The following is a 23,498-nucleotide window of genomic DNA, read 5'->3' as shown; positions in this document are numbered from 1 at the left end:
GGGCCTATGCCTGCCCGCCTCGCTCATTCGCTGCGATCAATTGAACGCGAGTCGCGGCAAGCACAGTGGCTCGGACCTCCTCGGCGTAGACGATGACCTGCGCGCCGTCATTTGCTTCGACCCGGACCATGTCGCGGTTGGACGCCAAAAACTCTGTCCGCAGCGACCGTCCGATGTCGGCTAACGCAACGGAGTCGATCTCGCCTTGCAGATCATCCTGCTTACCCACCCGGCGGTACTCAGGCGGGATATAGACCAGTTCAAGGCCCGAATCGGACAGGAGGCCCTGTAGACATACCACTCCGTGCGCTCGGGTCAAGATCGACTGCAAGGCAGCAAAGGTGCTTGCAATTCGTGCAAGGCTGGAATTCGGGTGACAACGAGCAGCGATCCAGCGCGCACCGACGGCAAGCTCAATGGCCGAAAACCCAACTGGCAGTTGAGGTGTGAGTGTTTCAGCGCGCGCCATCAAACACTGATCTCCGGCCCTTCGTTGACCGAGTCTTGCCCCTCAAGTCGGAGGAAATGGTCGCGGTAGCGCTCAATCTTGGCCAGCGCCCGCGAGCCGTCCGGGCCAAAGGCGTAGCGCGCTGTCCGCTGGGCATAGTCATGCCAGTTCCGGCCCTCGTCTGCGGTGCGAATCGACGGCGCGCAGGCCTCAAGGACGGTGGCTATCTCATCCTGTCCGTGCCCGGTGGCCCGCAGCCGCACGGCGATCATGGAGTCCACGCGCGACAGGTCGATCCCGTCGCCCTTGTGGCGCGCAGCGATGTCGCGGTAGTGAGCCTCGTAGGCATGAGCGGGGGCCGCAGTGCGCGCCGCAGCAGGGGTAGCAGACCTCCGCACTTGTGCCACCCGGACTTCCTCGTCGAGCTGGCGAGCGACGACACAGCTCAGTGCGTATGCCTTGTCGCAGTTGCAGGCCACGGCGTGCCGCAGCTCAACCACCGGAAAGGTGCCATCAGGTCGCTGGTACTTCGGCGCAGGCGCACCCGGCTCCCACTTCCGGTTCTCGAAGCCCGGCGCGCGGTGTGGATGGATGCAGGCTTGCAGCTTCGGGTCGCCATATTGCTTGTTGAGGGCGACGATGAGGCGATTGCCTACGTCCTGATCGTCCGCACGACCGAGCTTGGGGACGTTCAGGACGGCTTGCAACTTGCCCGGACTGGACTCCATCACCACGGCAGGCCGGTAGCCATCGGCGAGCATCCGGCGCAGGCTGGTATCGCTCAGGTCATCGACTAGTACATGGTGCATCCGCTCGCTGCGCGGGGTGTAGTACAGGTTCTCGCCGCGTGCATGGAGGCGCAGCAGCTCTCGCATCCGTCGCTCCACCACCGTTGCCTCCACGCCGTCCTTGCCGCCCAAGACAAAGGCCTTGCGATGGTCGGCTGACATCTTGATCGCCGTCAGCGTGTACCTCTCCGCGCCGATTGCTTCGTGGTACTGGGCGAAGAGCCTCATTTGCGGTGCGCGCATTGCTTCCTCCCGTGCTGCCCGGCGTGCTTCCTTGGCCGCCTCGACTTGTTCTTGCAATTCAGGGTTGGCGATGCGGATGCCATGCTCCACAGCAAGCCGAACGCATGTGGCCTTGTAGGCGTCCGAGCCGTACACGCTGACCTTGCCCCACTTGGCGGCCCCAAGCTGTAGGGCGGCCAAGGTCGCAGCTTCGTCGTGCGCCTCCTGAACGTCGATGCGACGGCCGTGGTCGGTGAATGACACTTCCTCAGACACACCCCCCGCCGCCCCTTGGCGGCGGTATTCCACCGCTCCGCAGACGATCTCGCCAGTGAAGGCACGAAGGTCGCGCGGGAGGGCTTCGTTGTCACCATCGCCTTCGAGGCGCAGCGGCTCGTGCCGGTGGTAGCGGTAGTCGCCAGCGTCCTCGGGGCTAAACCACTTGGCCAGCCAGTCGTGGTACTCCGGCCATGCGTCTCGGGCATCACGCAGCGCCTTGGCTTCCCGGCGATGCCGCTCCCTGATTTCCAGTTCGACCTTCTTGGCCTCGGCAGCGGTGACGCTGCGCATGGCGTTCAACAGCTCGCCCTTCCCCTTCCACTGCTGGGCAGCGATGGCCGCGCTGCGCTCCGCCTTCTGAACACGAAGCTGGGCCATCTCGCGCTCGTAGCGCTCTTTCTCTTCGCGCTGCTTTCGCGCGAGGTGCGCCCGATGATCCGTCGCGGCGGCGATGTAGTCATCCCAGCCGGGGAGGTCTGCTCGCAGCGGCTCTGGCTTGCGCTCGACCGCCACGACAGCGGAGGCGGCAGGTTCGAACGCTCCAAGCCGCTTGGTGAGCTTGCCAAGACTGCACCAGTGGCCCGCCGTGCTGGCCTTGATGGGTTGATCGCCGACGTAGATGTGCGCCCCTCCACCGGCCTTCACGTAGCGCATACCGCGCTCGGCAAGGCCGTGGTGCAGCTCTGCCCAGCTCGCTGCCGCCCCGATCAGTTCGCCTGCCTCTTCAATCCCGATCCGCGCTGCGCTCTTCTGACCCGTGCGGCTTTCCATGTCGCCCGCACGAGTCGGCACGCTGGGCGCGCTGTCCAGCTTCCCGACGCGCGCTACGGTGCCATCTTCCAAAACGACATAGCGCCCGTTTGGCTCACGCTGCCACCCTTGCCGATGCTCAACGATTGCTACCGTTCGATGTGCCGCCTCGATGTCCCAGCCGTTCGCAGGTTTGACCACCTTGCAGGTGTCCGGGTGAACCTTGTTAATCGCTACATGCAGGTGGATGTTGTCGGTGTCCTGATGCAACGCAGCGATGACTTGGTGCTTCTCAAGCCCAAGCTGCTCAAGGAACACATCGAGCAGTTCTTCCACCTGCTCAGGGGTCGGCTGCTCGCCCTCATGCCAGCTCGAAACCCAGTGCTGAATCGGGTGCTTCGATTTTTTGCACTCCATCGCCAGCGCGACCATCTCGGCCTGCTGGCCCTTGAACGTGCTGGTGTTGAAGCCGCGCGTCGTCAGGTACAGCAGCTTTTCCGGCTGCTCACCTTTGCCGCCAAGGATGACGCCATCGTCGTCGATGTGATACCCGAGCCGGGTCAGGCGAGCCGCGTCATCCGGCACCGCGACGTAATCCGTCAGGTCACTGATGTTGGTGGCTTTGGACTTGCGCCCGGCCTTGTCCTGATCGACCGGGATTTTCTTGAGGATCATCGGTCGGCCCCTTGGTTGGCCAACTGGTCGATGTACGCATAGACCTGCCGAAGTGCCCGTGCCGTTTCAGCGGCGTAGATGCCGCCCGACTGGTTGTGAATGTGCTTGAGCAGGCCGCCGATGCGATTGAGGTGGCGAATCATCTTCTCGTCGCTGCGGGCAACGATCTTGCGGCCGAAGTAGCGCCTGCGCACCAGCTCGCTCACGCTCAGACCCGCGTCGTCGGCATCTTCCTTGAGCTGCACCTTTTCGCCAGCGGTGACGCGCACACCGATCCGCTCGGTGAGCGCTTCTTCCCCTTTGATCTCAAACGGCATGGCACTGGCTCCTTCAACTGGCCCCGTGGCGGCGGGGTGTGTCCTGTTGTCTACATCGCTGTCACCAGCCCCCGGCAGGGCAGGATGAAGTGAGCCACGGATCGAGACGCGGAGCGTCGAGGACACGGCGCCCCTTGGCGGGCACATGGCGCGGAGCGCTATGTGTTCGACAAGGGCCATCCTGTTACGCCCGCTGGACACGGTTCCGAATCTCGATGGAAACAGCCCCGTCTTCAGACGGAAGCAAAAGGGCTACGGCTGGCGATGCAGTGAGTATGCTTGAAAACACATGCACGATCAACCGCTCTCAGCACACAAAGACATGACACATCGAGCCATACAGCAGGCATTCCGACGATTTCCAGCTTGCGCAACGTCAGAAAAGTCGCAATACTAAAAGCGATTTAATTTGAAGACGGGAGCACACATGGCAATAACCGTTGAACAGGTGGAGGCCATCGCGGCGAAGCTGCGGGCACTACCTCCGGCTGACAACAAGAGCCGAGTGGTCAGCAAGCAGGAGAGCATCAAGATGCTGACCAGCGAGATCGCCGACCTGCGTGAACGGGGCTACACGCTGGAGCAGATAGCTGAACTACTCACCAGCGAAAAACTGGACATCGGCGCGCCCACGCTGAAGAGCTATTTGCAACGCAGCAAGCCGACGGGCAAGAAGGCTTTCGGAAAGCGCAAAGGTGTTCCGTCTGGCGTGCCGCCAAGCAGCGCACCCCCCGCGCCAATAGCCAGCGCGAAGCCGACCCCTGAACAGACCCTTGGGGAGCGAGCAGCAGCAGCGCTTCCCCAAAGCACCGGCAGCGCGACGAACGCAGTTGCTGCCATCACCCGACCTGACCGACAACGAATTTGAGAGGAAGCACCGATATGAACAGCACCAACACGATTTACCTGTGCGCCGGAAACAAAGGAGGGACCGGCAAAAGCATGGTTGCGACAGCGCTCATCGACGCCTTCCTGCAACGCGGTGTTGAACCGTTTGTGATCGAAACAGACGACGCCAACCCTGATGTTTTCAAGGCGCATTCGGAGCGGGTTCAGTGCGCAGCGATGAGCCTTGACGAAGCCGATGGGTGGATCGAACTGATCAACACGACCGACAAGGCGCGCGGCGTCCCCGTGATCGTGAACACAGCAGCCCGAAATAGTGCTGGCGTGGAACGCTATGGGCAGACTCTGCGAAGCACTCTCGGAGAGCTGGGCCGGAAGCTCGTCACTCTCTGGGTCATCAACCGGCAGCGCGACAGCCTGGAGCTGCTGGCCGACTACCTTGATGCGATGCCCGTGGGTACAGACCATGAAGTCCATGTCGTGCGCAACTTGTACTACGGCAGCACCGACAAGTTCCAACTCTATAGCGGCAGTGAGCTGAAGAAGCGGATCGAGGGAAGCGGCGGGAAGACGTTGGACTTTCCCGATCTGGCAGATCGTGTGGCGGACGAGTTGGCAACAAAGCGTCTGACGATTCAGGGAGCAGTCAAGGAGATGCCGCTGGGGAACCGCGCCGAGTTGCTGCGGTGGCGACGAGAAGCAGTCAAGACACTAGAACAGGTCATGTCGTGAGTACGGCAGGCCGTCCCGGAATCGTTGCAGCGTTCGAGGCGGTTTGGCAGCGCAAGGCGACACCCGAAGAAGCAGATCGTTTGCTCCACGTCCAGGCAGTCTTGGGCGTGCAGGATAACGACGCCATCATGGTCCTGATGATCGCCCTGGAGCACTACCAAGGGCTATATAGCGCGATGCCTGAACGCATCGAGGAAGCATCACGTACAGCGGTCAGGGAAGCAAGGGAGACAGCCCAGCAACTTGCAAACACTGCGGCCCAGCTCGCGCACGCTGATTTAGTGGATCGGCTTGGCAACGCAGTCAACCAAGTAGCGAACGAGGCAGCACGGAAGCAGCAGTGGAGAGCGCTGGCGATGGGAATAGGGACAGCAGCGATCACGCTAGTGATTACCGGATGCCTTGCCTTCCGCCAAGGCAAGGAAGCAGGACTCGGGGAGGGCTACGAGGTGGCTCGGCACGAAGCTGCGGCGGCAAGCTGGGCGAATACGCCGGAGGGCCAACTGGCATACCGGCTCGCACTGGTCGGGAGCTTGCAGCAGGTCGCCAAGTGCAGTGAACCGGGATGGAAGATCAGCAAGGGCGCATGTCTGCCGTACAGCGCACCGGACGGAAACCTGCACGGCTGGGTGATTCCGTGAGAGCACTGCGGGAGCAGCACTCTCAGTAGAAGACAAGCTACTTGCCGACGCCTCCCCAGTCGCAGACCGTGACCGGGACTTGCACGTAGCCATGCTGTTGCAGCCACAGGACAGCGAAAAGGACTGCCACCTGCGCGGGAAAGAACCACGGCTTGGCTATGACCGCGTTCATGCGCGAGCCAACCGCCTTCATAGACCGAAGCAGGGTAGCGCCAACAGCCCTCGGTCGGGATCGCGCACCTGCAGTCACGACTCCAAGAGATGACAGGGAAGCCGCTAGAAAACCCGCCCGTATTTGCATTTTTCTCTCCTTCATAAAAGTTGCTTTTCCACTCAAGGACCTCGAAAGCCGCACTGTGCAAAGCAAGGTGACATGCATTGTGTGAAGCAGTGTGTGCAGTTCTAGCACGCGACGTTTGATTTGCCTTTGCGGATGCTTGCACGCATATGCAGTATGCACTAATATTGGATCAACAGCCAAAGAACTGAATTGGAGTCGTGCATGGCCCAGATGCCCTTTACACCGCCGCCAGACGACGCCAGCGTCGGGATGCTCAAGGCGATGTTTGGCCCGGTAGTTGACGTGCTCCTGAACGGTGCCGACCCCAACACCGTGAGCGCGGCAAGCGGCTTGATCGCGACGCTTTTCGGGTACTTCAACAGCGGCATCCTTGTCGTGGCAGCGGTGATCGCCGGGTACGTCGCATCGATGGGCGCGATCAACACCGCGACGGACGGGGAGGCCTTCGGCAAGGCCTGGAGCGCTGTCTGGACGCCCGTGCGCTTCGTCGCAGGTGGTGCGGTACTGCTTCCATCGGCCAGCGGCTACAGCTTCATCCAGATGCTGGTGTTGTTGATCTCGCTTTGGAGCGCAGGCTTCGCCAGCAACCTCTACAAGCTCGGCATGAGCATGGGCGTGCTCAGCCCGGCAGGCATCGTCAGCAGCAGTGGCAACGTCGGCGGCGAGCTGTATGGCCTTCGCGAGTTCGCGACGCAGTACGTGGCCGTCGCCTACTGCGCGCGATCAGCCAACATGACGTTCACTGACCCCGGTGCAGGGACCGCCCCGGCAGTCTCGGCTGACGCGACTATGAGCGGCAGTCCGACCAAGTGGGACAAGCAGTCCTCCAGCGACCTCTCCACGGAGTACACGTTCTTTGTCCGCGACCGGAACGCGGTGACGAACCTCGGTGGTGGCGCACCGTTCTGTGGAACGGTATCGCTCAAGGTCTACGCAGCTGATCCCGAAGCAGCGAAGGACAGCACAGGCACCCAAGCAGCAATCGACAGCATCCGCGCCGCCGTGAGTGCGGCCAAGGTGCAAGCCGCCATCGACCTGATGAACGATATCGATGGATGGGTCGCGACCTGGCCCGCCAACATTTCGCAGCCGGGATGGGATCAGGTCGACAGCGCCACGCTCAACAGCTTCGTTGAAGCCCGCAATGCGCAGATCGTGTCCTCACTCCAGTCCTCGATGACGAGTGGGGAGTCGAACGTCAACAGCTCGGTGCAAGCCTATGCCAATGCGCTGGTGCAAGGCGGATGGGCAATGGCAGGCGGCTGGTACCAGCGCGTGGGTGCGATTCGTCGTCAGCTCAACGAGATCGCCGGAGGAAACCCCGGCACGGTGACTGCGCCGAACTTCTACGCCCTGCCCAAGAGTGCATTGGCTGACTTGGTGAGTGCCAGTGTGAACACCATCAGCGAGACCATCCAGTCGAAGTCGTCATCGGCCTCTGGCTTCGAGGCCAAGTCGTTCGGGGAGATCGGCGGTGTGGTGCCGAAGGACAGCGCCTCATCCCTGAACGTCGGTTCGATCAACGCCGAGATGAATGCCCGGTTCGACACGATCACGACCCGCATCCAGAAGTGGCTCGTGAGTGTGCTGCTCGGCTCCGGCAGCGGCGTGGATGCCGTGTCCCGGATGAAGATGAGCGGGGACGTGCTGACGTTGATTGACGCAGACATCAACGCGGGCCTCATCGCCATGAAGACCGCAGGCACCACGCTGCGCGTCGTCGCAGCGGGTGTTGACTCGCTGTCGCCCGTCAACATCAAGAGCTACGAAGCGGCCGCCAGCCTGGACGACTGGCTCGACAAGGTGCCTGGCCGCCTGCTCTCGCGCATGCTGACGTTCATCGAGCCGCTGGCGTTCTACTTCGGCTCGTTCTTGCCCGCCCTCCCGTACTCGATCTTCATGATCGTCGTGGTGGGCTGGGTTCTGGCCGTGTTCCAGACGATGCTCGCCGCCCCGCTCTGGGTCATCATGCACATGCGCCCAAGCCAGACGTTTGTCGGCTCGGAGGCCCAGGGCTATCTGCTCCTGCTGGCCCTGTTCGTGCGCCCTGCGCTAGCCGTGATCGGCCTATTCGCTGCCATGCTCGTCGCTGACCCAGTAGTGGACTACATCGTCAAGGCGTTTTTCACCACCAGCGGAGCAATCAGCAGCGGCACGACATTGAGCTGGTTCGCTGGCATCTTCCAGTTTTTCTGGACGCTGAGCATCTTCGGTCTGCTCCTGCTGCCGGTGCTGTATGCAATCTACTCGCTGCCGCAGACACTGCCGGATCACGTCCTCCGGTGGATCAACGCCGGTGTCCACGATCTGGGAGCGACGGCCGCAGCCAATGAGATGCGCGGCGGCGTAACGCAAGGCGCGCCGACGCCCCCGATCCTGGGTGGCGGAGGCGGCGGCGGCCGGGCAGGCCGTATTCCCGGCGCGGGCCGCTCTGGCGGTGGTGATGCCATTCGTGGTGATGCACCTCGGCTGGGCGGCGGCGGACAAGGCCATGTGCCGGTAAACGCTGGCGGGCAAGGCGTGGCCCCTCCTAGCGAAACGGCGGCGTTTGGCGGTGCGGCCCCCGCCAGTACAAGCCAGGTGCGATCCAGCGCGCCGGATGCCGCCCGTCCTGCACGGACGCAAGCTGCCGCAAGCGGCGACCAACCACTCTCAGGCGGCACCACCCCTCCCTCGCGCAGTCAGGAGGCCGCAGCGCGTGGCTTCGCCGACCGGGTGTCTGACACCGTAGGCGTTGGTCTTGGCAATGCGGCGCTTAGCGTCGGCCGCACTGCGGCCGGCATCGTTCGGGGCGCAGCCAACTCGGCTCGTTCATCCGAGTCCACACACGGTGCTGTGCTGGGTCTGGTGACCGGCGCAGTTGGCGGAGGCTTCGCAGCAGCCGCCAGCGCAGGGCTCACCACCGCAACGGAGGCGGTTGGGGCGTTCCGCGAGGGTGCAGACGCCCGAATCAAAGCTATGCGCGAGCCTGGCGATGCCGCCGTCAACGGCGGAGACCGAACCGCCAACGACAAACCGGAACCGGAGGACAAGGCATGAGCAACGACTTCTACGCCAGCCCGCAGGGCGCGATGGCCATGCACGGCGCTGGACGTAATCTTGGCCGGTCTGAGGGCTGGCGCGACGGATACGACGAGGGCATCGCCGAAGGCGTCGCACTCGGCCGCCGTCAGGCCCAGGAGGCGACACAGCCGCAAATCGAACAACTGCTCAGCCAGGTTCGCGCGCTCGAAGACCGCACCTGGACCGACCGGGAAAAGTATTTCGCCTTCGCGGTTGTCGGCCTGGCGGCGATTGAGTCGCTGGGTTCTGCCTCGCAGGAACAGCAGCTCGCGTTTCTGACGGCTTACAACCGCCTCCTCAGTGAGGCCAAGGCCAAGCAGCTTTTGAACATTGCTCCGCATGCGAGCGATGCGTTTGAACGCGGCAATCCTGTCGCCGCCAAGTTCCTGCGCTCGATGCTCGCCATCGCGATGCAGCCGCAGGCCGATCACTCTCCCAACCTTTGAGGACATGCATATGCCGAGTCAACCCTTGACGTTCATGCGCGCAGAGAACTTGCGTCGCGTCACCCCCAACACCATCCGGTCGGCTCGCATCGTCCGCGCTGCCGATGGGTTCCAGCTCTTGGCCGTCCTGCCCGGAAGTGCCTCGGAGTGGACTTTGACATCACCGGGCGGCATCGCCGACACGTTTCCTTCGCTGCCTGGCCTCGAAGCGTTCGCCCGCGTCGTCCTGGCCGACAAGCCGCTTTCCATCGCAACTTGAGCCCTCGCCCATGCGCACCAAGACACTGCTCACTCTGGCCTTGTCCTTCGCCGCAGGTGCCGCCTGGGCGCAAGGCATGCCGCTCACCCTCCGCGACGCCAGCGCCTCCACTGCCGACGATTGGGCCAAAGCCGCTCCGCTTCTGAAAGCAGCCATCGAGTGCAGGACCGCGCTGACAGCCACCCCGGCAGTCCGGGCCGTATTCAAAGCGACCAATGACGCGCTTGATGGCGACCACACCCTGCCCGAACCGCTGACCGTTTTCGGCTCGCTCAAGACGATGGGCGTCTCCATCTTCCTTGGCGGCGAGGATGAAGGCAGCAGCTATACCGTCAAGCCCGAGGGCGTGACGCTGCCCCAGGTAGTGAAGGCCGCCAACCTGAAGAAGGATGGCCCGCGCTACATCCGCAAGGTCCGCGACGGGATCATCGAGGCCAGCGAGCCGCGTCCGGGCGAAGTGCAGATCGCCTGCATCCGTGGAGGTGGCGCGCAATGACCACGGCCCGCCTGACCAAGCCTGCGCTCGGCGTCCTCATGGGTGCCAGCATCGCCCTGGCCGCCAGCGCTGTTGCTGGTCAGGCGGGTTCGTCCTGGTTCTCCGGGTCGTTTGCCACTGGTGGCAGTGGCAGTGCTGGTGCCGACCAGGCACTGCTCGCACAGACCGACGCCGCCATGTCGGCCCAGCTCAAGGCCGACGCGGAGAACTGCGATCAGCTCGGCATCGGCGCGTCGATCCGCACGGCCATCGGTGCGCACTCGCAAATGGCCGCCGCGACACCGAACGTCGAGAGCCTGTTCGACCCGGCCGACGACTGCTTCTCGTCCATCAATCAGATCATCGACCTGTCCTTCTCGATCCCCAGCCTGGGCTCGATCCTCTCAGCCGCGCAGGATGCTGTCGTCAAGTACGCCCAGAAAAAGGTCTGCTCGGCCGTGGGCAAGGTGAGCGGCATGGTCACGTCGCCGATCAACCAGACCATCGCGAGCTGGAACCAGCTCGGCACGCAGTTCACCGACATCTCGGGCATGGGCAACACCGCCAACGGTGGCGCGATGTCCACCATCGACCCCCAGCTCGGCGCGGCCTACAAGCCTGCCACCAGCGGCGGGACGTACACGGTCAACGCCAACCCGTTCGCATCGAGCCAGACGACTTTCACGGGCGGCAAGACGGCCACCCCGCAGTCGTCGGCCGCCCCCGCCACGGCGCAGCCGCAAGCCGCAGCGCAGCCCGCAACCGCCGCATCCCAGAGCTTCACGAGCTGGGCCGCGAGCCTGTTCAACTGACGGAGGGCCACGCATGCGCACGTTCATCGCCCTGACGCTCGCGCTGGCCTCGGCCAGCACCTGGGCCGGCACCTGCATGGTGTCGCCAACCCAGAAAGACCTCGTGACAGGCCGCTTCGGGAAGTTCCGCGAAGGTGGTGCAGCCAACTTCGGCAGCGGCAACGCGAAGCCGCACATGCACGACGGCCTCGACTTCTCGACCGGCGCGCAGCCGGGCCAGGTCGTGGCCACCGCTGACGGCGTGGTGACGTGGGCCAAGGCACGCGGCACGGCTGGCAACACCGTGATGATCCGCCGCCCTAGCGGCGAGACGGCCGTGTTCTATCACCTGTCGCATATCGCTGTGAACGAAGGCGATCAGGTCAAGGCAGGCCAGGTCATCGGCACCTCCGGCGCGACCGGCATGGGCCCGACAGGCGTGGTGCATTTGCACTTCATCTACGGCGTGCCCAGCGCCGACGATGCACGGGCCAAGACCTTTTCGGCGGACGCTGCCAAGAACCCGGCGTTCAACCCGGGCCAGCTTCCGACCTCGCTCACGAACAAGAACGCGGCGTTCAATTTCCCTACCGACCCGAGCCCCTATTTCTGCTCCACGTATCCCATCAAGCCGGACGGCCTGGAGCCTGTCTTGGGCGGAGACACGAAGGCCCAGTACGCCAAGCTCTTCGGCTCCACGCCCGCGATGGGCGTGCCGCCGTCCACCCAGTTCGACGCAACGGCCATCGCTGCGGCCAACGGCGACGCACTGCAAGCGGCCTCGAAGGGCGCGAGCGCGCTGGCTGGCGTGCTGAACGACGCGGACGGCTTTGGCGCTCTGCCCTCCGCTCCGCTCGGGGACTACGAGTCGATGTCTCCCGCCGAGATGCTAGCCACCGAGGCGAAGCGCCGTTTCATGGATTCCCAGTGGAATCAAAACGTCACGAAGGTCAGCAGCCGCGCGCTGTGGGTGGACTACCTCAAGGCGCTGGGCACCTCGGCCTACATCAACGAGGCTATCCGGCAAAAGAAGGAGCGCGTCGAAGCACTGATGGCCGTCTACACCTCGCAGAAGCTCGCCGCGAAGCGCAGCCAGGTTGAAGCCAAACAAATGCGCGCGCTTCGTGACGACGCGACTCGCGCGATCAAGTAGAGGACTTCGTGATGCTCCTGTTCTTCGAGTTCGACCGGCTTCTCTGGAGTCACCACATCGGCGAGCACGGGCCGGCGGCCCGGCTGGCTCGCGTGCTGGATGAGTTCCCCACAGTGGAACTGGTGATGATTCGATGGGCGATTGGCCCAATTCGGGGCATGGAAGACGTGCAGGGCGAACTGCCCGAGCTTGGCAACCGCGTCAGGCATCTGTCGCATCGTCCCATGCACTCTGACGTGCTCCATGAGCGCGAGATCACCTCGACGTTGCGTCGGCTGAAACAGATCTATTGGGTCGCCGTCGTACATGAGCGCTTGGCGGGCGGCTACCTCCGCACAGCCCAGAGCAGCGGCGCTCCCCTGGTGCTCTGTCGCAATGGCTTCGATGAAGAAGCCGCTGACCGATTGCGCGTCGCGTTGGAGCGCGTTGTGGGTGCGGAGGCGTTCGTCAGTGCGGACCACGGATTTTCCAAACCGAAGGAGTTCTCATGCGCTTTGTGAGTCGTGCGGCTCAGGCCGCCAAGTACGTCACCGTGACGATGCCGCTGTCGATGTTCGGTTGGCAGCTGAACAAAGGACTCTTCGCGTGGAACCGCTCAATGTGGACGCGGACGATCAATCCCACTTGCCCGGACTGCGATGCCGGCGTGCTCTTGGCTCAACGCGACAGCCCTGCGATCCTGGATCAGGCTGAGGGTGGTGGCGCACGGCCGCTGCAAACCTGGGCCTGCAATCGCTGCGGTTTCGCAATGCTCGCTCCAGAGGGACGCAACGGTATCCTAGAGGTCGCCAATCGCCACCGCCTGGCGCGCGCCCGGATGGCCTTTGGCGAGCTGTCACTGGCCGAGCGCGAAGCCTTCGGTCGCCAGCACCGGATCGCCTCACGCATCTTCTTCGCCGCTGCCGCCTTGATCGGCGCTCATGGCATCTACCTGCTTGCGTCGGCCGCGCCGCTCATCATCGCCCTCAACTGGATGTCGTTCGCCGTCATGTTCTGGGTGTTCGGCATGAAGAAGTCGTATCGGTCGTGGCAGGTCACGACAGGTCACATCTTCCAGGAGGGCGCGGCGCGCCATTGGTTCGGCCACGAAAAGTGGCTTGTTTGAGGGGGGAACCCATGCTGCTGTTCATCGAGCACGACGCCGTGATGGCGACCGCTGAGGCCCGCAAAGCGCTGGCCGACTTCGTGGGCCACCGGCCCGGCATCAACTTGGCCGTGTTCCACGCGGCCGACGAGTCCGAAGACGACGTGCGCGCCGTCTACCCCGCTGCGCTCCGCGAGCGCCTGCTGCTGACGCCCAAGACGCCGCGAGCGCGCGATCTATGCTTCTGGCTGGCCTACGAGGCAGGCTGCGTCTGGGCCGCCTTGCGCAGCACCGGCAAGATGACGCAGTGCGAAGCCTGGGTGACGCTGGTGCCGCCCGCCTGGGAGGAAACGGCTCGTGAGCAGTTCGGCGACAAGCGGGTGGTGGTCATTCCTGCCGCATTCTCGGCCGCTGATGCACGCCGCCTGGCGCGCACCCTCTCCACCTACCGGCGCGTACCCGTCAATCCCGGGTCGTCGGCACGCAACCGTGCCAGCAGTGCCTCGGCCGTGCCGATGGCCTCCAGCTCGGCTGCGGTGAACACCGGCTCGCGCGGTAAATCTGCCGGCCACTCAACCCGAGCGGCCTCACCGGCAAAGCGGTCGGCCAGCTCGGCAAGCATCTTGGGGTAGTGCTGCAGCAGCTCCGCCCCCGGCCCGGCGATGTGGCAGGCATCGAGCACCTGTTGCAAGCTCGCGGCCGTCAGCCGCAGATCGGCGACCAACGCCTCGATGCGGCTCGGTCCGGTCACTTCTTTCCGCCCTTGGCGACGGACGCATCTGCACCCGTCGTGGCGGTCAGGCCCTGAACGGTGCGTTGCAGGGCATCCAACTGCCCCTGCAAGCCCTCGACGGCCTTCGCTGAGGCCCTGAGCCCAGCCAGTTCCTGATCGCGTGCAGCAAGGGCGCGGTGGGCCTCCGCAAGCTGAGCTTCAAGTCGCTCCGCAACCAATGCTTTCTCCTGAATGGTCGCCTGCTGGGCCGCCGTGCTCATCTCAAGCTCGCGCACGCGCTGAATGAGCGTGTCGATACGGCTCGCCTGCTCCTGTTCAATGCCTTCGAGCCGTGCGACTTCAGACTCAGCACCTGCAAGCCGACCTTCGGCCTTGTCGCGGGCAGCTTCGGCCAGCGCGAGCGGTTCGGCGACAGCCGCCTTAGCGTCGTGCAACGCATGGGCGTAAAGGGCCTGCACAAACTCGCGGCCTCTTGCTTCGACATCGGCAGGCAGGTCAACTGCGGCGATCACGCCCTTGCGCTTGGCCTCCCAAGCTTCGAGGTGCCGCTTCACCGTGGTGTACGACCCGCCTGTGCGGCCCTGTACCGCCGTAAGAGTCGGCTCGATGCCTTCCAACATGAGCGCTTCAGCCACTGAGTAAACCGCTTCTTGCGTCGCCACTTGCCTCGCCATCATCAATCCCTCAACTTACGATAATTACCGTAACCGTATTATCGTAATTACGGTAATTACAGTCAAGCGCCATTGATGTGGATATGCCCTGCCTCAAGGGCGCTGGGCAAGGCGCTTCGCCCCCCAACGCCCGTCCACGGAGGAGTGGCCCGCCTGCTGCCGCCGCCGAACCCAGCCTGTGCATGCCCTACGATGGAGGGGCAGAAGGACGCGGCCTCATGCGCTTTCCCAGGCGATTTCGCGTGGGCTGGTCTGCAAGACCACGCTCAATGCAAAACTGCGCTTGGCGTCCAATTGGAAGGCCGGCCCTTTTCTAAAGACCAAATGGGCCTTTGCGGACCACCAGCGACTCCACCGGGGCATAACGTGCGCAGCCCGACAGTCCGGGGGACTGTCGGGTGAGGCGGTAGGAGCCGGGCCGGTAGGCCAAAAACCGGCTCAAGCCGGTTTTTCTCCGTAGCCCGCCGAACACATGCCCCGGCGCACAGGCCGTCGAGCACCAGCGGGCGGCTTGTCCGCCCTTCAAGCAATGCTGCCCCGCAGGGGCCTCGATTTGGGGGAGGGGGAGCCGACTAGATCGGGGGAACCCCCGCAGGGGGTGCCCCGGCCGCAGGCCGCCTTGTGCCGCCTTCTCCACAGTTTTCGCCGCTCTCGCTACTAGTGAAGTTAAAGGCAAAGAGCTACAGGCAACCTTACAGGTTTAGGGAGGGGGCAATTTAACGGAGGGAGGGGGGCAACTTTATCGGAGCGATGCCCCGACAGGGGGGTGCCTTTATCGGAGGTCAGGGGGGTAGATTTATCGTGGACAACTTACTCCGTCCACAGGCTTGCCCCCACCTGCGTGGCTGCCCAAGGGGGGGGCGATTTATCGGAGCTACCCCAGCTTCTTTGCAAGGTCTTCGGCACGCGGGTGGTAGTAGCGCTTGAGCATCCTCAAGTCGCGATGCCCGGTCACGGCGGAAAGCTCCAAGACGTTGGAAAGCTTCTCGGCAAGGCGCGAGGCGGCCTCGTGACGTGTGTCGTGGAAATGGACATCGGCAAGGAACCCGGCAAGTGGCTTGCGCTTCGCCGCCTTGCAGTCTGCCTTGTACTGCTCCTGCGCGCGCTCAATGGCCCGCGTGAAACCCTTGCGCAGCGCCAAGGCAGTGGTCGCAAAGACCTTGCCTGTGCGGCGCTCTTTTGCGTCATCCTCGACCTCAGCATCCTCGTCGGCGTCAGGGTCTGGGAGCGCGGCCAGGATTGCGACAGCCTTGGTCGAAAGCGGGACCGTCCGGGCATCCCCGTTCTTCGTGTCAGGCAAGTGCGCGGTCTGCCGCTTCAAGTCCACGTTCTCCCACTCCAGCGCAAGCAGCTCGCCGCGCCGCATTGCCGTCTCAATCGCGAGCTGGACGAGTGGCAGCAGCCACGGGTTGCGAGCCCCCTTGCTGAACGTCCCGTCAGGCAGCCGCTCACCACCCGTCAGGGCCGCTAGCAAATAGGCCTCTTCTTCGGCCGAAAACCGGCGATCTCGCGCCCTTGCCTTCTCAGGTCGCTTCACGTAGGGAATTGGGTTCTCGACATGAATGCCCCACTCGCGGCGAGCATGGTTGAGCACGGCGGAGATCACGTCAATCTCCCGATTGACCGTCGCCCCACTGACCTCCTTCAAGCGGCGGTCCCGCCAGCTAGCCACGGCGGCGCTGGTGATCGCCGACATCTTGAGCTTGGGAAGCGAAGCGTCTTTCAAGATGACATCGATCTTGATCGACTCGATGTCGGCCGACTTTTTGGCGGGCGTGACCTCCTTCTGATACCGTTTGAGCACCTCAGCCAGCGTGTTCTTGTCTGCCTCCCGGCGATCCACAAAACCAGACGTCTCCAACTCCCGCTCGACGGCCCGCACCCACTTCTCGGCGTCCTCCTTGTACGAGAAGGTGCGGGACTGCGTGGGGAACCCCCCGCGCCTTACCTTCGCCTGCCACTGCAACTCGCCCCGCTTCGTGATGGTTCCCATGTCCCGTGTCCCAAATTTGTCCCAACAAATCAGGGATCACCTTAAACCACCAGTAAAATAGCCGCAAGGGCTAAGCGTTCGGGACGTAGAGGCCGGAGGTTCGAATCCTCTCACCCCGACCAGATTTAAAAGGCCGAATCAACGTCAGTTGGTTCGGCCTTTTGTCTTTCTGCCCCCCCCCCCGCTCGCCGGCAACTCATCCCTTGATCGCCTTGCGCTGAAGCTTGAATGCCTTCAGGTCGGCCGCGGAAAACAGCTGGCTACGCCCCACTTCCGCATGGGGTGCCAGCTTGCCGTCGCGCACCAGCCGCCGGAGGGTGGCAATTGAAACTTCGAGGTATTCGGCCGCCTCCGCGGCGGTGAAGTCTGCTTCAGCGAGATGGCCAAAGACCTCCTCGTGCGAGAAGTTCTCGTCCTTGAAAGCCTGTTCGCCCACCAGCATGAAGAACTTGACGCGCTCCTGCGCGGGCATCTTGCTGACGGCCTTCATCAGGTCTTCTGCGGTCATGATGGTCATCCCTTTCTCTCTGCCCTCAGGTACTGCTTGAGCTCTTCGTAGAAGTTCTCATGCGAGCCCACCTTGTAAAATTCGATCCACAGCATTTCGAGATCTACGCCTGCCGCCTGCTCCCCGGGTCGCGGTGGCCGGTAGGCGATCAGGCATTCCTGCCGGTTGAACTTGAATTTGTGGACCCGGATCCCGGCCAGATCGCCAACCTTGGCCTCCCCAACGCCAGGATCTGCGCAAACCACCTCCACTTCATCCTCGATCGCCAGCTGCAACGGCTTGTGTGCCTTCTTGACGAACTGCACGAAGGGCTTCTTGTAAATTGGCTTCATGCAACGTTATGCACGCATTTTTGATTCTATATCAGATCAAAATGGCGTGGCGTCTTCCGTTGTGAAAAGGCCAATGGAAACATGGGCGGGGACAGGGATTCCTCTCAAAAGGACACCACCCCGGGGCGCAAGGAAGCTGCCTGAACGCCCCTTCTTCCCCGCGCAAGTAGGGTTGCGCCCGTGTCGCGCAAACGCCAACACCGCGCCCGCGTCGGCTTTACAAAAAGTGACCCCAGCGGCAAACTGCCCCGATCCGGGGACGTGGGTCCGTCCGCCCTCGCCTGCGTGGCATCCGCCACCACCACTAACCGCACCGCACAGCGCACCTGCCATGACACTCGGTCTTGCCCTGGCCCAGAGCCGGCGTATCGCGCCCGCCCTGCTTGCTCAGCTGGAGCAGGCCGCGCGTGAAAAGCAGTCGCAGCTGATCGACGAGATCGTCGGCAGCGGCACCATGAGCGCGCACGACCTGGCGCTGTTTGCCGCGGACAAGTACCAGCTGCCGCTGCTGGACCTGGCCCAGTACAACCTGACCAAGGTGCCGCCGGCGCTGGCTGGCAACCGTGAATTCCACGCGCACCGGCTGCTGCCGCTGGGCCGGCGCGAGAACCGGCTGGTGCTGGCGATGTCCGACCCGTCCAACCAGGCCGGGCTGGATGCGATCAAGGAAAAGTACAAGCTGCCGGTCGAAGCGGTGGTGGTCGAGCACGACAAGCTGATGAAGCACGTGCGCTCCGCCGGCGAGGCCCTGGGCACGCTGAAGAACATCTCGCCGGTGCAGGCCGAGCGCAAGATGATCGACTACGATCCGGTGGCCGCGGCCGGCAACCAGCGCAACCGCACCACCGCCGACAATATCGACGACGCTCCGGTGGTGCGCTTCCTGCAGAAGCTGCTGACCGAGGCCTTCCACCGGGGCGCGTCCGACCTGCACTTCGAGCCGTTCGAGACCTTCTACCGCATCCGCTTCCGCGTGGATGGTGTGCTGCAGGAGGTTGCGCGCCCGCCGCTGGATATTCGCGACAAAATCGCCACCCGCATCAAGGTGCTGTCGCGCCTGGATATTTCTGAAAAGCGCGTGCCGCAGGACGGCCGCATGAAGCTGCTGATTGCGCTGCCCAAGCACAAGGATTCCAAGGAAACCGTCGAGAAGGCGGTGGACTTCCGCGTGTCGACGCTGCCGACGCTGTTCGGCGAGAAGATCGTGATGCGGATTCTGGAATCTTCGTCCGACAAGCTGGACATCGACCAGCTCGGCTATGAGCCCGGGCAGAAGGCGCTGCTGCTGGACGTGATCAAGCGCCCCTATGGCATGGTGCTGGTGACCGGCCCCACCGGCAGTGGCAAGACGGTGTCGCTGTACACCTTCCTGAACCTGCTGAACCAGGGCGACATCAATATCTCCACCGCGGAAGACCCGGCCGAAATTCAGCTCCCCGGCGTCAACCAGGTCAATGTCAACGACAAGGCGGGCCTGACCTTTGCCGCGGCGCTGCGTTCGTTCCTGCGCCAGGATCCGGACATCATCATGGTCGGCGAAATCCGCGACCTGGAAACCGCCGACATCTCGATCAAGGCCGCGCAGACCGGCCACCTGGTGTTGTCGACGCTGCACACCAACGATGCGCCGACCACGCTGACGCGGTTGATGAACATGGGCGTGGCGGCCTTCAATATTGCCTCGAGCGTGCTGATGATCACCGCGCAGCGGCTGGCGCGGCGGCTGTGCACCTGCAAGCGCGAGGGCGAGATCCCGCGCGAGGCCTTGCTGGAAGCGGGCTTCCGCGAACAAGACCTGGACGGCAGTTGGCAGCCCTACCACCCGGTCGGCTGCGAGCGCTGCAACGGCACCGGCTACAAGGGCCGCTGCGGTATCTACCAGGTCATGCCGATCACCGAGGCCATGCAGGAGATCATCCTGGCGCATGGCTCGGCACTGCAGATCGCCGAGCAGGCGCGCAAGGACGGCGTGCTATCGTTGCGCGAAGCGGGGCTGCTGAAGGTAAAGCAGGGCGTCACGTCACTCGAAGAAGTGCTGGCGACAACGAATACTTAGGGAAGCAGGACCGGCGGGGCAAGACATAACGTAAGTACAAGACGCAGAACAAGCGTCATTTGCATCGGGGGTCAATATCATGGCGACACGCGCACCAGCGTCGGGCGCCCGGACGGCGGCACCGTCACGGGGGAAATCAGGGAAGGGGCGCAAGGCACCCACCCAGTACATCTTTGAGTGGGAAGGCAAGGACCGCAAGGGCAAGACCTTCACCGGCGAGCTGCGCGCCGAGAACCAGGCCGAGGTCACCGCCACGCTGCGCAAGCAGGGCCTGACCATCGTCAAGCTGAAGAAGCGCAAGGCCGCGCGCGGGCGCAAGATCACCGAGAAGGACATCGCCTACTTCACCCGGCAGCTGTCGACCATGCTCAAGGCTGGCATCCCGCTGCTGCAGTCGATCGACATCATCGCGCGCGGGCACGCGAACCCCAACTTCACCCAGCTACTGTCGGACATCCGCTTCGATATCGAGGCCGGCAGCAGCATGGCCGCGGCATTCCGGCGCCATCCGAAGTACTTCGATACGCTGTACTGCAACCTGATCGATGCCGGCGAACAGGGCGGTATCCTGGACTCACTGCTGGAGCGCCTGTCGCTCTACATGGAAAAGACCATCGCCCTGAAGGGCCAGATCAAGTCGGCGATGATCTACCCGATCGCGGTGCTGACCGTGGCCTTTGCCGTCACGGTGATCCTGATGCTGTTCGTGATTCCGGCGTTCAAGGGCGTGTTCTCCAGCTTCGGCGCCAACCTGCCGGCGCCGACGCTGCTGGTGATCGCCATCTCGGACTTCTTTGTCCAGTACTGGTACCTGGTGATCGGGGCGCCGGTGGCCGGCATCTCCTTCTACCTGCGCGCGCTGAAGAAATCTGAGAAGGTGCAGCGCGCGACCGACCGCACGCTGCTGAAGCTGCCGATCTTTGGCAGCCTGTTCCGCAAGGCCGTGATCGCGCGCTGGACCCGCACGCTGGCCACCATGTTCGCCGCCGGCACGCCGCTGGTGGAGTCGATGGAGTCCGTGGCCGGCGCAGCCGGCAACTGGGTCTACTACGACGCCACGCGCGAGATCGAGCAATCGGTGCGCATCGGCACCAGCCTGACCAACGCGATGCAGGCCACCCATGTGTTCGACAACATGGTGCTGCAGATGACGCAGATCGGTGAGGAGTCCGGCGCGCTGGACAACATGCTGCTGAAGGTGGCCGAGTTCTACGAGCGCGAGGTCGACGATGCCGTCGCCGCGATCTCAAGCCTGATCGAGCCGCTGATCATCGTGGTGCTGGGTGTGCTGATCGGCGGCATGGTGGTGGCGATGTACCTGCCGATCTTCAAGCTTGGACAGGTGGTGTAAGCGATGTTGTCTGCGTGGTCTGCTTCTCCGTATCCAACCGGCAGCGCGCCGCTGGCGGAGGCACTGGCGGCGCTGCCGCCCGCCTTTCTGGTGGTGGCCGCGGCGCTGCTCGGGCTGGTGGTCGGCAGCTTCCTCAACGTGGTCATCCACCGGATGCCGCGCATGATGGAGCGCGACGAGGCCAACTATATCGCCGAGCTGCGCGGCGACCCGCGGCCCCACCCCGGCCGCTACAACCTGATGGTGCCGCGCTCGGCCTGCCCGCATTGCGGCCACGCGATTGCACCGTGGGAGAACGTGCCGGTGCTGAGCTACCTGTTCCTGCGCGGACGCTGTTCGGCGTGCAAGGCGCCGATCAGTGTGCGCTATCCGCTGGTCGAGCTGGCCTGTGGCGTGCTGAGCGCGCTGGTGGCGTGGCGCTTCGGTCCTGGCGGACAGGCCCTGGCGGGGCTGGTGCTGGTGTGGGCGCTGCTGGCGCTGACCATGATCGATGCCGATACGCAACTGCTGCCGGACCAGATCACCCTGCCGCTGCTGTGGCTGGGCCTGCTGCTGAACCTGGGCGGCGTGTTCGTGACACTGCCCGACGCCGTGATCGGCGCGGCTGCCGGCTACCTGGTACTGTGGACGGCCTACTGGCTGTTCCGGCTCGTGCGCGGCAAGGAGGGCATGGGTTTTGGCGACTTCAAGCTGATGGCGGCGCTGGGCGCCTGGTTCGGCTGGCAGGCGCTGCCGGCGCTGGTGCTGCTGTCGTCGGTGGTCGGCGTGCTGTTCGGGCTGGCCAATATTGCGCTGCGCCGCCAGGAACGCGACACGCCCTTCCCGTTCGGGCCCTTCATCGCGCTGGCCGGCGTGGTGGTGCTGCTGTTCGGCCCCGGCGTGCTGCCGCTGTTTGCATGGCCATGACGGTGTCCGACGATATCCGCTGAAGCTGGTATCGTTGCTGCAACATCGTCAACTGAGCCTCACATGCTGGAAATCGGACTGACCGGCGGCATCGGCAGCGGCAAGACCCGCGTGGCCGACATGTTTGCCGCGCGCGGTGCCGCGATCATCGACACCGACCTGCTCGCGCATGAGATCACCGCCCCGGGCGGGCGCGCCATCCCGGCACTGGTCGAGGCCTTCGGCCCGGCCTGCCTGCGCCCCGACGGCGCCATGGACCGCGACGCGATGCGCGCACTGGTGTTCGCCGACCCTGCAGCCAAGGCGCGGCTTGAAGCCATCACCCACCCGCTGATCCGTGCGCTGACCACCGAGCGCGCCCAGTCGATCCGCGATGCCGGCGAGCATCCCTATCTGATCTACGTGGTGCCGCTGCTGGTGGAATCGGGCTCATGGCGCGAGCGCGTTGGCCGCGTGCTGGTGGTCGACTGCACCGAGGCCACCCAGGTGGCGCGCGTGATGGCGCGCAACGGCTTCAGCCGCGAGCAGGTGCGGGCCATTATGGCCAAACAGGCCACGCGCGCCGCGCGCCTGGCATGTGCCGACGACGTCATCGACAACGACGGCCCGGTGGAGGCGCTGGTGGACCAGGTCGACCGGCTCGACCGCTGCTATCGTGAACTGTCGGCGGCGGCCAGGGTCCATCCATAACGCGCAACCCGGCGCGCCGGCGCATTGCATCACGCACGCGACATTGTCCTCGGCCCTTGTCTCGCATAGAATGCGCTGGAATATGCGGGGAAATCACCGCATACTGCCGGTATCCGCCTGCCATATATCGCCCCTTCCGGCATTTCCCGGGCCTCATTCTGCACCGGGCCGCTCCTGAAAGAGCGCCCGACGCCCTGCACGGACATTGCACTTGATTCTGTACGAATACCCTTTCAACGAACGCATCAGGACACTCCTGCGCCTGGAGGACCTGTTCGATCGGCTGGAATACTTTCTCGGCCAGGATCATGCCCACCAGCACCATGTCGCGCTGACCACGCTGTTCGAGATCATCGACGTGGCCGGCCGCGCCGACCTCAAGACCGACCTGATCAAGGAACTGGAACGCCAGCGCCAGGCACTGGCGCCGCTGCGCGCCAGCCCGCAGATCGACCAGGAGGCGCTGGACGCCATCATCGGCGAGATCGAGCAAGGCATCGCCATGCTCAACCAGACTGTGGGCAAGGCCGGCCAGCTGCTGGCCGACAATGAGTGGCTGACCAGCATCCGCAGCCGCGCGATCATTCCCGGCGGCACCTGCGAGTTCGACCTGCCGGCCTACTATGCCTGGCAGCACCGCCCCGCCGAAGACCGCCGCGCCGATATCCTGAAATGGGTACGTCCGCTGCTGTCGCTGCGCATGGGCACCACCATCGTGCTGCGCCTGCTGCGCGAAGCCGGCCAGAGCGGCAAGGTGATCGCCACCGGCGGCAGCTACCAGCAGATGCTGTCCGGACGCAGCTACCAGCTGATGCAGGTCTACCTGGACGATTCGCTGCTGGCCTTCATCCCCGAGATGAGCGCCAACAAGTACATGCTGTGGGTGCGCTTTACGCAGCAGGACGGCGACCTGCGTCCGCGCCCGGTCGATGCGGATATCCCGTTCCTGCTGAAACTCTGCAATTTCTGAAGCCTGCGCTGAACG

Annotated in this window: 25 protein-coding genes; 17 read left to right on the top strand and 8 right to left on the bottom strand. The window is 64.0% G+C overall.

The genetic code is table 11. The features are described 5' to 3' along the window. Positions 1-4: 4 nt before the first annotated feature. From A3A5_RS0111125 to A3A5_RS0111115, 3 genes are read right to left on the bottom strand one after another with little or no spacing between them, the layout of a single operon-like run. A complete protein-coding gene (locus A3A5_RS0111125; RefSeq protein ID WP_018310653.1) occupies positions 5-469 on the bottom strand; it encodes a hypothetical protein in 465 nt (154 codons plus the stop codon). Further along, entirely contained in the window at positions 469-3,162 is a 2,694-nt protein-coding gene (gene traI, locus A3A5_RS0111120) for a TraI/MobA(P) family conjugative relaxase (protein ID WP_018310652.1), read from the bottom strand. Before traI ends, A3A5_RS0111125 begins: the two co-directional genes overlap by 1 nt. Beyond that, the gene (locus A3A5_RS0111115) at positions 3,159-3,479 is read right to left on the bottom strand and encodes a hypothetical protein (RefSeq protein WP_018310651.1); all 321 of its coding nucleotides are present in this window, start codon (positions 3,477-3,479) and stop codon (positions 3,159-3,161) included. The genes traI and A3A5_RS0111115 overlap by 4 nt, the downstream gene beginning before the upstream one ends. Positions 3,480-3,906: 427 nt before the next feature. On the opposite strand from A3A5_RS0111115, the gene A3A5_RS0111110 reads away from it, so the two are divergent. The 3 genes from A3A5_RS0111110 to A3A5_RS0111100 are packed head-to-tail and all read left to right on the top strand — an operon-like array spanning position 3,907 to position 5,698. Then, entirely contained in the window at positions 3,907-4,347 is a 441-nt protein-coding gene (locus A3A5_RS0111110; RefSeq protein WP_018310650.1) for a hypothetical protein, read from the top strand. 14 nt (positions 4,348-4,361) lie between these two features. Further along, entirely contained in the window at positions 4,362-5,057 is a 696-nt protein-coding gene (locus A3A5_RS0111105; RefSeq protein WP_018310649.1) for a hypothetical protein, read from the top strand. Next, on the top strand, positions 5,054-5,698 hold the full coding sequence (locus A3A5_RS0111100) for a hypothetical protein (RefSeq protein ID WP_026200662.1): 645 nt from the start codon (positions 5,054-5,056) through the stop codon (positions 5,696-5,698). The genes A3A5_RS0111105 and A3A5_RS0111100 overlap by 4 nt, the downstream gene beginning before the upstream one ends. A gap of 37 nt (positions 5,699-5,735) precedes the next feature. Here the strand turns inward: A3A5_RS0111100 and A3A5_RS45385 are convergent, their stop codons facing one another. Further along, on the bottom strand, positions 5,736-5,870 hold the full coding sequence (locus A3A5_RS45385; protein ID WP_255343504.1) for a hypothetical protein: 135 nt from the start codon (positions 5,868-5,870) through the stop codon (positions 5,736-5,738). A gap of 330 nt (positions 5,871-6,200) precedes the next feature. Here A3A5_RS45385 and A3A5_RS38250 point away from each other — a divergent pair, with 330 nt between their 5' ends. The 9 genes from A3A5_RS38250 to A3A5_RS0111050 are packed head-to-tail and all read left to right on the top strand — an operon-like array spanning position 6,201 to position 13,902. Further along, positions 6,201-9,038 (top strand): DotA/TraY family protein, encoded by a 2,838-nt coding sequence (locus A3A5_RS38250; RefSeq protein WP_018310646.1) that lies wholly within the window; start codon positions 6,201-6,203, stop codon positions 9,036-9,038. Then, positions 9,035-9,508 carry a hypothetical protein gene (locus A3A5_RS0111085; protein ID WP_018310645.1) on the top strand — a complete coding sequence of 158 codons (474 nt, stop codon included), beginning with the start codon at positions 9,035-9,037 and terminating at the stop codon, positions 9,506-9,508. The genes A3A5_RS38250 and A3A5_RS0111085 overlap by 4 nt, the downstream gene beginning before the upstream one ends. Before the next feature lie 10 nt (positions 9,509-9,518). Then, positions 9,519-9,767 carry a hypothetical protein gene (locus A3A5_RS0111080; RefSeq protein WP_018310644.1) on the top strand — a complete coding sequence of 83 codons (249 nt, stop codon included), beginning with the start codon at positions 9,519-9,521 and terminating at the stop codon, positions 9,765-9,767. Positions 9,768-9,777: 10 nt separating this feature from the next. After that, the gene (locus tag A3A5_RS0111075; protein ID WP_018310643.1) at positions 9,778-10,263 is read left to right on the top strand and encodes a hypothetical protein; all 486 of its coding nucleotides are present in this window, start codon (positions 9,778-9,780) and stop codon (positions 10,261-10,263) included. Continuing rightward, positions 10,260-11,054 (top strand): hypothetical protein, encoded by a 795-nt coding sequence (locus A3A5_RS0111070; protein WP_018310642.1) that lies wholly within the window; start codon positions 10,260-10,262, stop codon positions 11,052-11,054. Before A3A5_RS0111075 ends, A3A5_RS0111070 begins: the two co-directional genes overlap by 4 nt. 13 nt (positions 11,055-11,067) lie before the next feature. Continuing rightward, positions 11,068-12,186, top strand: a complete 1,119-nt coding sequence (locus tag A3A5_RS0111065) for a M23 family metallopeptidase (RefSeq protein WP_018310641.1) — start codon at positions 11,068-11,070, stop codon at positions 12,184-12,186. A gap of 11 nt (positions 12,187-12,197) precedes the next feature. After that, positions 12,198-12,686, top strand: a complete 489-nt coding sequence (locus A3A5_RS0111060) for a hypothetical protein (protein ID WP_018310640.1) — start codon at positions 12,198-12,200, stop codon at positions 12,684-12,686. Then, positions 12,674-13,291 (top strand): hypothetical protein, encoded by a 618-nt coding sequence (locus A3A5_RS0111055; protein ID WP_018310639.1) that lies wholly within the window; start codon positions 12,674-12,676, stop codon positions 13,289-13,291. Before A3A5_RS0111060 ends, A3A5_RS0111055 begins: the two co-directional genes overlap by 13 nt. An 11-nt stretch (positions 13,292-13,302) precedes the next feature. Beyond that, a complete protein-coding gene (locus A3A5_RS0111050) occupies positions 13,303-13,902 on the top strand; it encodes a hypothetical protein (RefSeq protein ID WP_018310638.1) in 600 nt (199 codons plus the stop codon). Positions 13,903-14,017: 115 nt separating this feature from the next. Here A3A5_RS0111050 and A3A5_RS0111045 read toward each other — a convergent pair whose 3' ends face one another. From A3A5_RS0111045 to A3A5_RS0111030, 4 genes are all read right to left on the bottom strand, one after another. Further along, a complete protein-coding gene (locus A3A5_RS0111045; RefSeq protein ID WP_198293126.1) occupies positions 14,018-14,665 on the bottom strand; it encodes a DNA-binding protein in 648 nt (215 codons plus the stop codon). An 886-nt stretch (positions 14,666-15,551) separates the two neighbouring features. Then, positions 15,552-16,670: a site-specific integrase gene (locus A3A5_RS0111040; RefSeq protein WP_018310636.1), complete on the bottom strand. Its 1,119-nt coding sequence runs from the start codon at positions 16,668-16,670 to the stop codon at positions 15,552-15,554. Between the two features lie 196 nt (positions 16,671-16,866). Then, the gene (locus tag A3A5_RS0111035; protein ID WP_232431319.1) at positions 16,867-17,160 is read right to left on the bottom strand and encodes a helix-turn-helix domain-containing protein; all 294 of its coding nucleotides are present in this window, start codon (positions 17,158-17,160) and stop codon (positions 16,867-16,869) included. 23 nt (positions 17,161-17,183) lie between these two features. Then, entirely contained in the window at positions 17,184-17,510 is a 327-nt protein-coding gene (locus A3A5_RS0111030) for a type II toxin-antitoxin system RelE/ParE family toxin (RefSeq protein WP_018310634.1), read from the bottom strand. A 331-nt stretch (positions 17,511-17,841) separates the two neighbouring features. On the opposite strand from A3A5_RS0111030, the gene pilB reads away from it, so the two are divergent. The 5 genes from pilB to zapD all read left to right on the top strand — a co-directional run bounded on the left by pilB (position 17,842) and on the right by zapD (position 23,483). Continuing rightward, entirely contained in the window at positions 17,842-19,566 is a 1,725-nt protein-coding gene (gene pilB, locus A3A5_RS0111025) for a type IV-A pilus assembly ATPase PilB (RefSeq protein ID WP_018310633.1), read from the top strand. Positions 19,567-19,645: 79 nt separating this feature from the next. Then, positions 19,646-20,917, top strand: a complete 1,272-nt coding sequence (locus A3A5_RS0111020) for a type II secretion system F family protein (RefSeq protein WP_018310632.1) — start codon at positions 19,646-19,648, stop codon at positions 20,915-20,917. A 3-nt stretch (positions 20,918-20,920) separates the two neighbouring features. Further along, positions 20,921-21,823 (top strand): A24 family peptidase, encoded by a 903-nt coding sequence (locus A3A5_RS0111015; protein WP_018310631.1) that lies wholly within the window; start codon positions 20,921-20,923, stop codon positions 21,821-21,823. Between the two features lie 63 nt (positions 21,824-21,886). Beyond that, positions 21,887-22,513 (top strand): dephospho-CoA kinase, encoded by a 627-nt coding sequence (gene coaE, locus A3A5_RS0111010; protein ID WP_018310630.1) that lies wholly within the window; start codon positions 21,887-21,889, stop codon positions 22,511-22,513. Positions 22,514-22,724: 211 nt separating this feature from the next. Beyond that, positions 22,725-23,483, top strand: a complete 759-nt coding sequence (gene zapD / locus A3A5_RS0111005; RefSeq protein WP_018310629.1) for a cell division protein ZapD — start codon at positions 22,725-22,727, stop codon at positions 23,481-23,483. The last annotated feature ends 15 nt before the right edge of the window (positions 23,484-23,498 follow it).

This window comes from Cupriavidus sp. UYPR2.512 (assembly GCF_000379565.1).
GTDB lineage: Bacteria > Pseudomonadota > Gammaproteobacteria > Burkholderiales > Burkholderiaceae > Cupriavidus.
Note: the sequence above shows the minus strand (reverse complement) of the source record. Positions and strands in the feature narration are given on the sequence as shown.

What these genes read in the sequence shown, in the direction of transcription:
- A3A5_RS0111125 (WP_018310653.1), bottom strand. Translation starts at nt 469, where the DNA reads ATGGCGCGCGCTGAAACACTCACACCTCAACTGCCAGTTGGGTTTTCG.
- traI (WP_018310652.1), bottom strand. Translation starts at nt 3,162, where the DNA reads ATGATCCTCAAGAAAATCCCGGTCGATCAGGACAAGGCCGGGCGCAAG.
- A3A5_RS0111115 (WP_018310651.1), bottom strand. Translation starts at nt 3,479, where the DNA reads ATGCCGTTTGAGATCAAAGGGGAAGAAGCGCTCACCGAGCGGATCGGT.
- A3A5_RS0111110 (WP_018310650.1), top strand. Translation starts at nt 3,907, where the DNA reads ATGGCAATAACCGTTGAACAGGTGGAGGCCATCGCGGCGAAGCTGCGG.
- A3A5_RS0111105 (WP_018310649.1), top strand. Translation starts at nt 4,362, where the DNA reads ATGAACAGCACCAACACGATTTACCTGTGCGCCGGAAACAAAGGAGGG.
- A3A5_RS45385 (WP_255343504.1), bottom strand. Translation starts at nt 5,870, where the DNA reads ATGAACGCGGTCATAGCCAAGCCGTGGTTCTTTCCCGCGCAGGTGGCA.
- A3A5_RS38250 (WP_018310646.1), top strand. Translation starts at nt 6,201, where the DNA reads ATGGCCCAGATGCCCTTTACACCGCCGCCAGACGACGCCAGCGTCGGG.
- A3A5_RS0111085 (WP_018310645.1), top strand. Translation starts at nt 9,035, where the DNA reads ATGAGCAACGACTTCTACGCCAGCCCGCAGGGCGCGATGGCCATGCAC.
- A3A5_RS0111080 (WP_018310644.1), top strand. Translation starts at nt 9,519, where the DNA reads ATGCCGAGTCAACCCTTGACGTTCATGCGCGCAGAGAACTTGCGTCGC.
- A3A5_RS0111075 (WP_018310643.1), top strand. Translation starts at nt 9,778, where the DNA reads ATGCGCACCAAGACACTGCTCACTCTGGCCTTGTCCTTCGCCGCAGGT.
- A3A5_RS0111070 (WP_018310642.1), top strand. Translation starts at nt 10,260, where the DNA reads ATGACCACGGCCCGCCTGACCAAGCCTGCGCTCGGCGTCCTCATGGGT.
- A3A5_RS0111065 (WP_018310641.1), top strand. Translation starts at nt 11,068, where the DNA reads ATGCGCACGTTCATCGCCCTGACGCTCGCGCTGGCCTCGGCCAGCACC.
- A3A5_RS0111060 (WP_018310640.1), top strand. Translation starts at nt 12,198, where the DNA reads ATGCTCCTGTTCTTCGAGTTCGACCGGCTTCTCTGGAGTCACCACATC.
- A3A5_RS0111055 (WP_018310639.1), top strand. Translation starts at nt 12,674, where the DNA reads ATGCGCTTTGTGAGTCGTGCGGCTCAGGCCGCCAAGTACGTCACCGTG.
- A3A5_RS0111050 (WP_018310638.1), top strand. Translation starts at nt 13,303, where the DNA reads ATGCTGCTGTTCATCGAGCACGACGCCGTGATGGCGACCGCTGAGGCC.
- A3A5_RS0111040 (WP_018310636.1), bottom strand. Translation starts at nt 16,670, where the DNA reads ATGGGAACCATCACGAAGCGGGGCGAGTTGCAGTGGCAGGCGAAGGTA.
- A3A5_RS0111035 (WP_232431319.1), bottom strand. Translation starts at nt 17,160, where the DNA reads ATGAAGGCCGTCAGCAAGATGCCCGCGCAGGAGCGCGTCAAGTTCTTC.
- A3A5_RS0111030 (WP_018310634.1), bottom strand. Translation starts at nt 17,510, where the DNA reads ATGAAGCCAATTTACAAGAAGCCCTTCGTGCAGTTCGTCAAGAAGGCA.
- pilB (WP_018310633.1), top strand. Translation starts at nt 17,842, where the DNA reads ATGACACTCGGTCTTGCCCTGGCCCAGAGCCGGCGTATCGCGCCCGCC.
- A3A5_RS0111020 (WP_018310632.1), top strand. Translation starts at nt 19,646, where the DNA reads ATGGCGACACGCGCACCAGCGTCGGGCGCCCGGACGGCGGCACCGTCA.
- A3A5_RS0111015 (WP_018310631.1), top strand. Translation starts at nt 20,921, where the DNA reads ATGTTGTCTGCGTGGTCTGCTTCTCCGTATCCAACCGGCAGCGCGCCG.
- coaE (WP_018310630.1), top strand. Translation starts at nt 21,887, where the DNA reads ATGCTGGAAATCGGACTGACCGGCGGCATCGGCAGCGGCAAGACCCGC.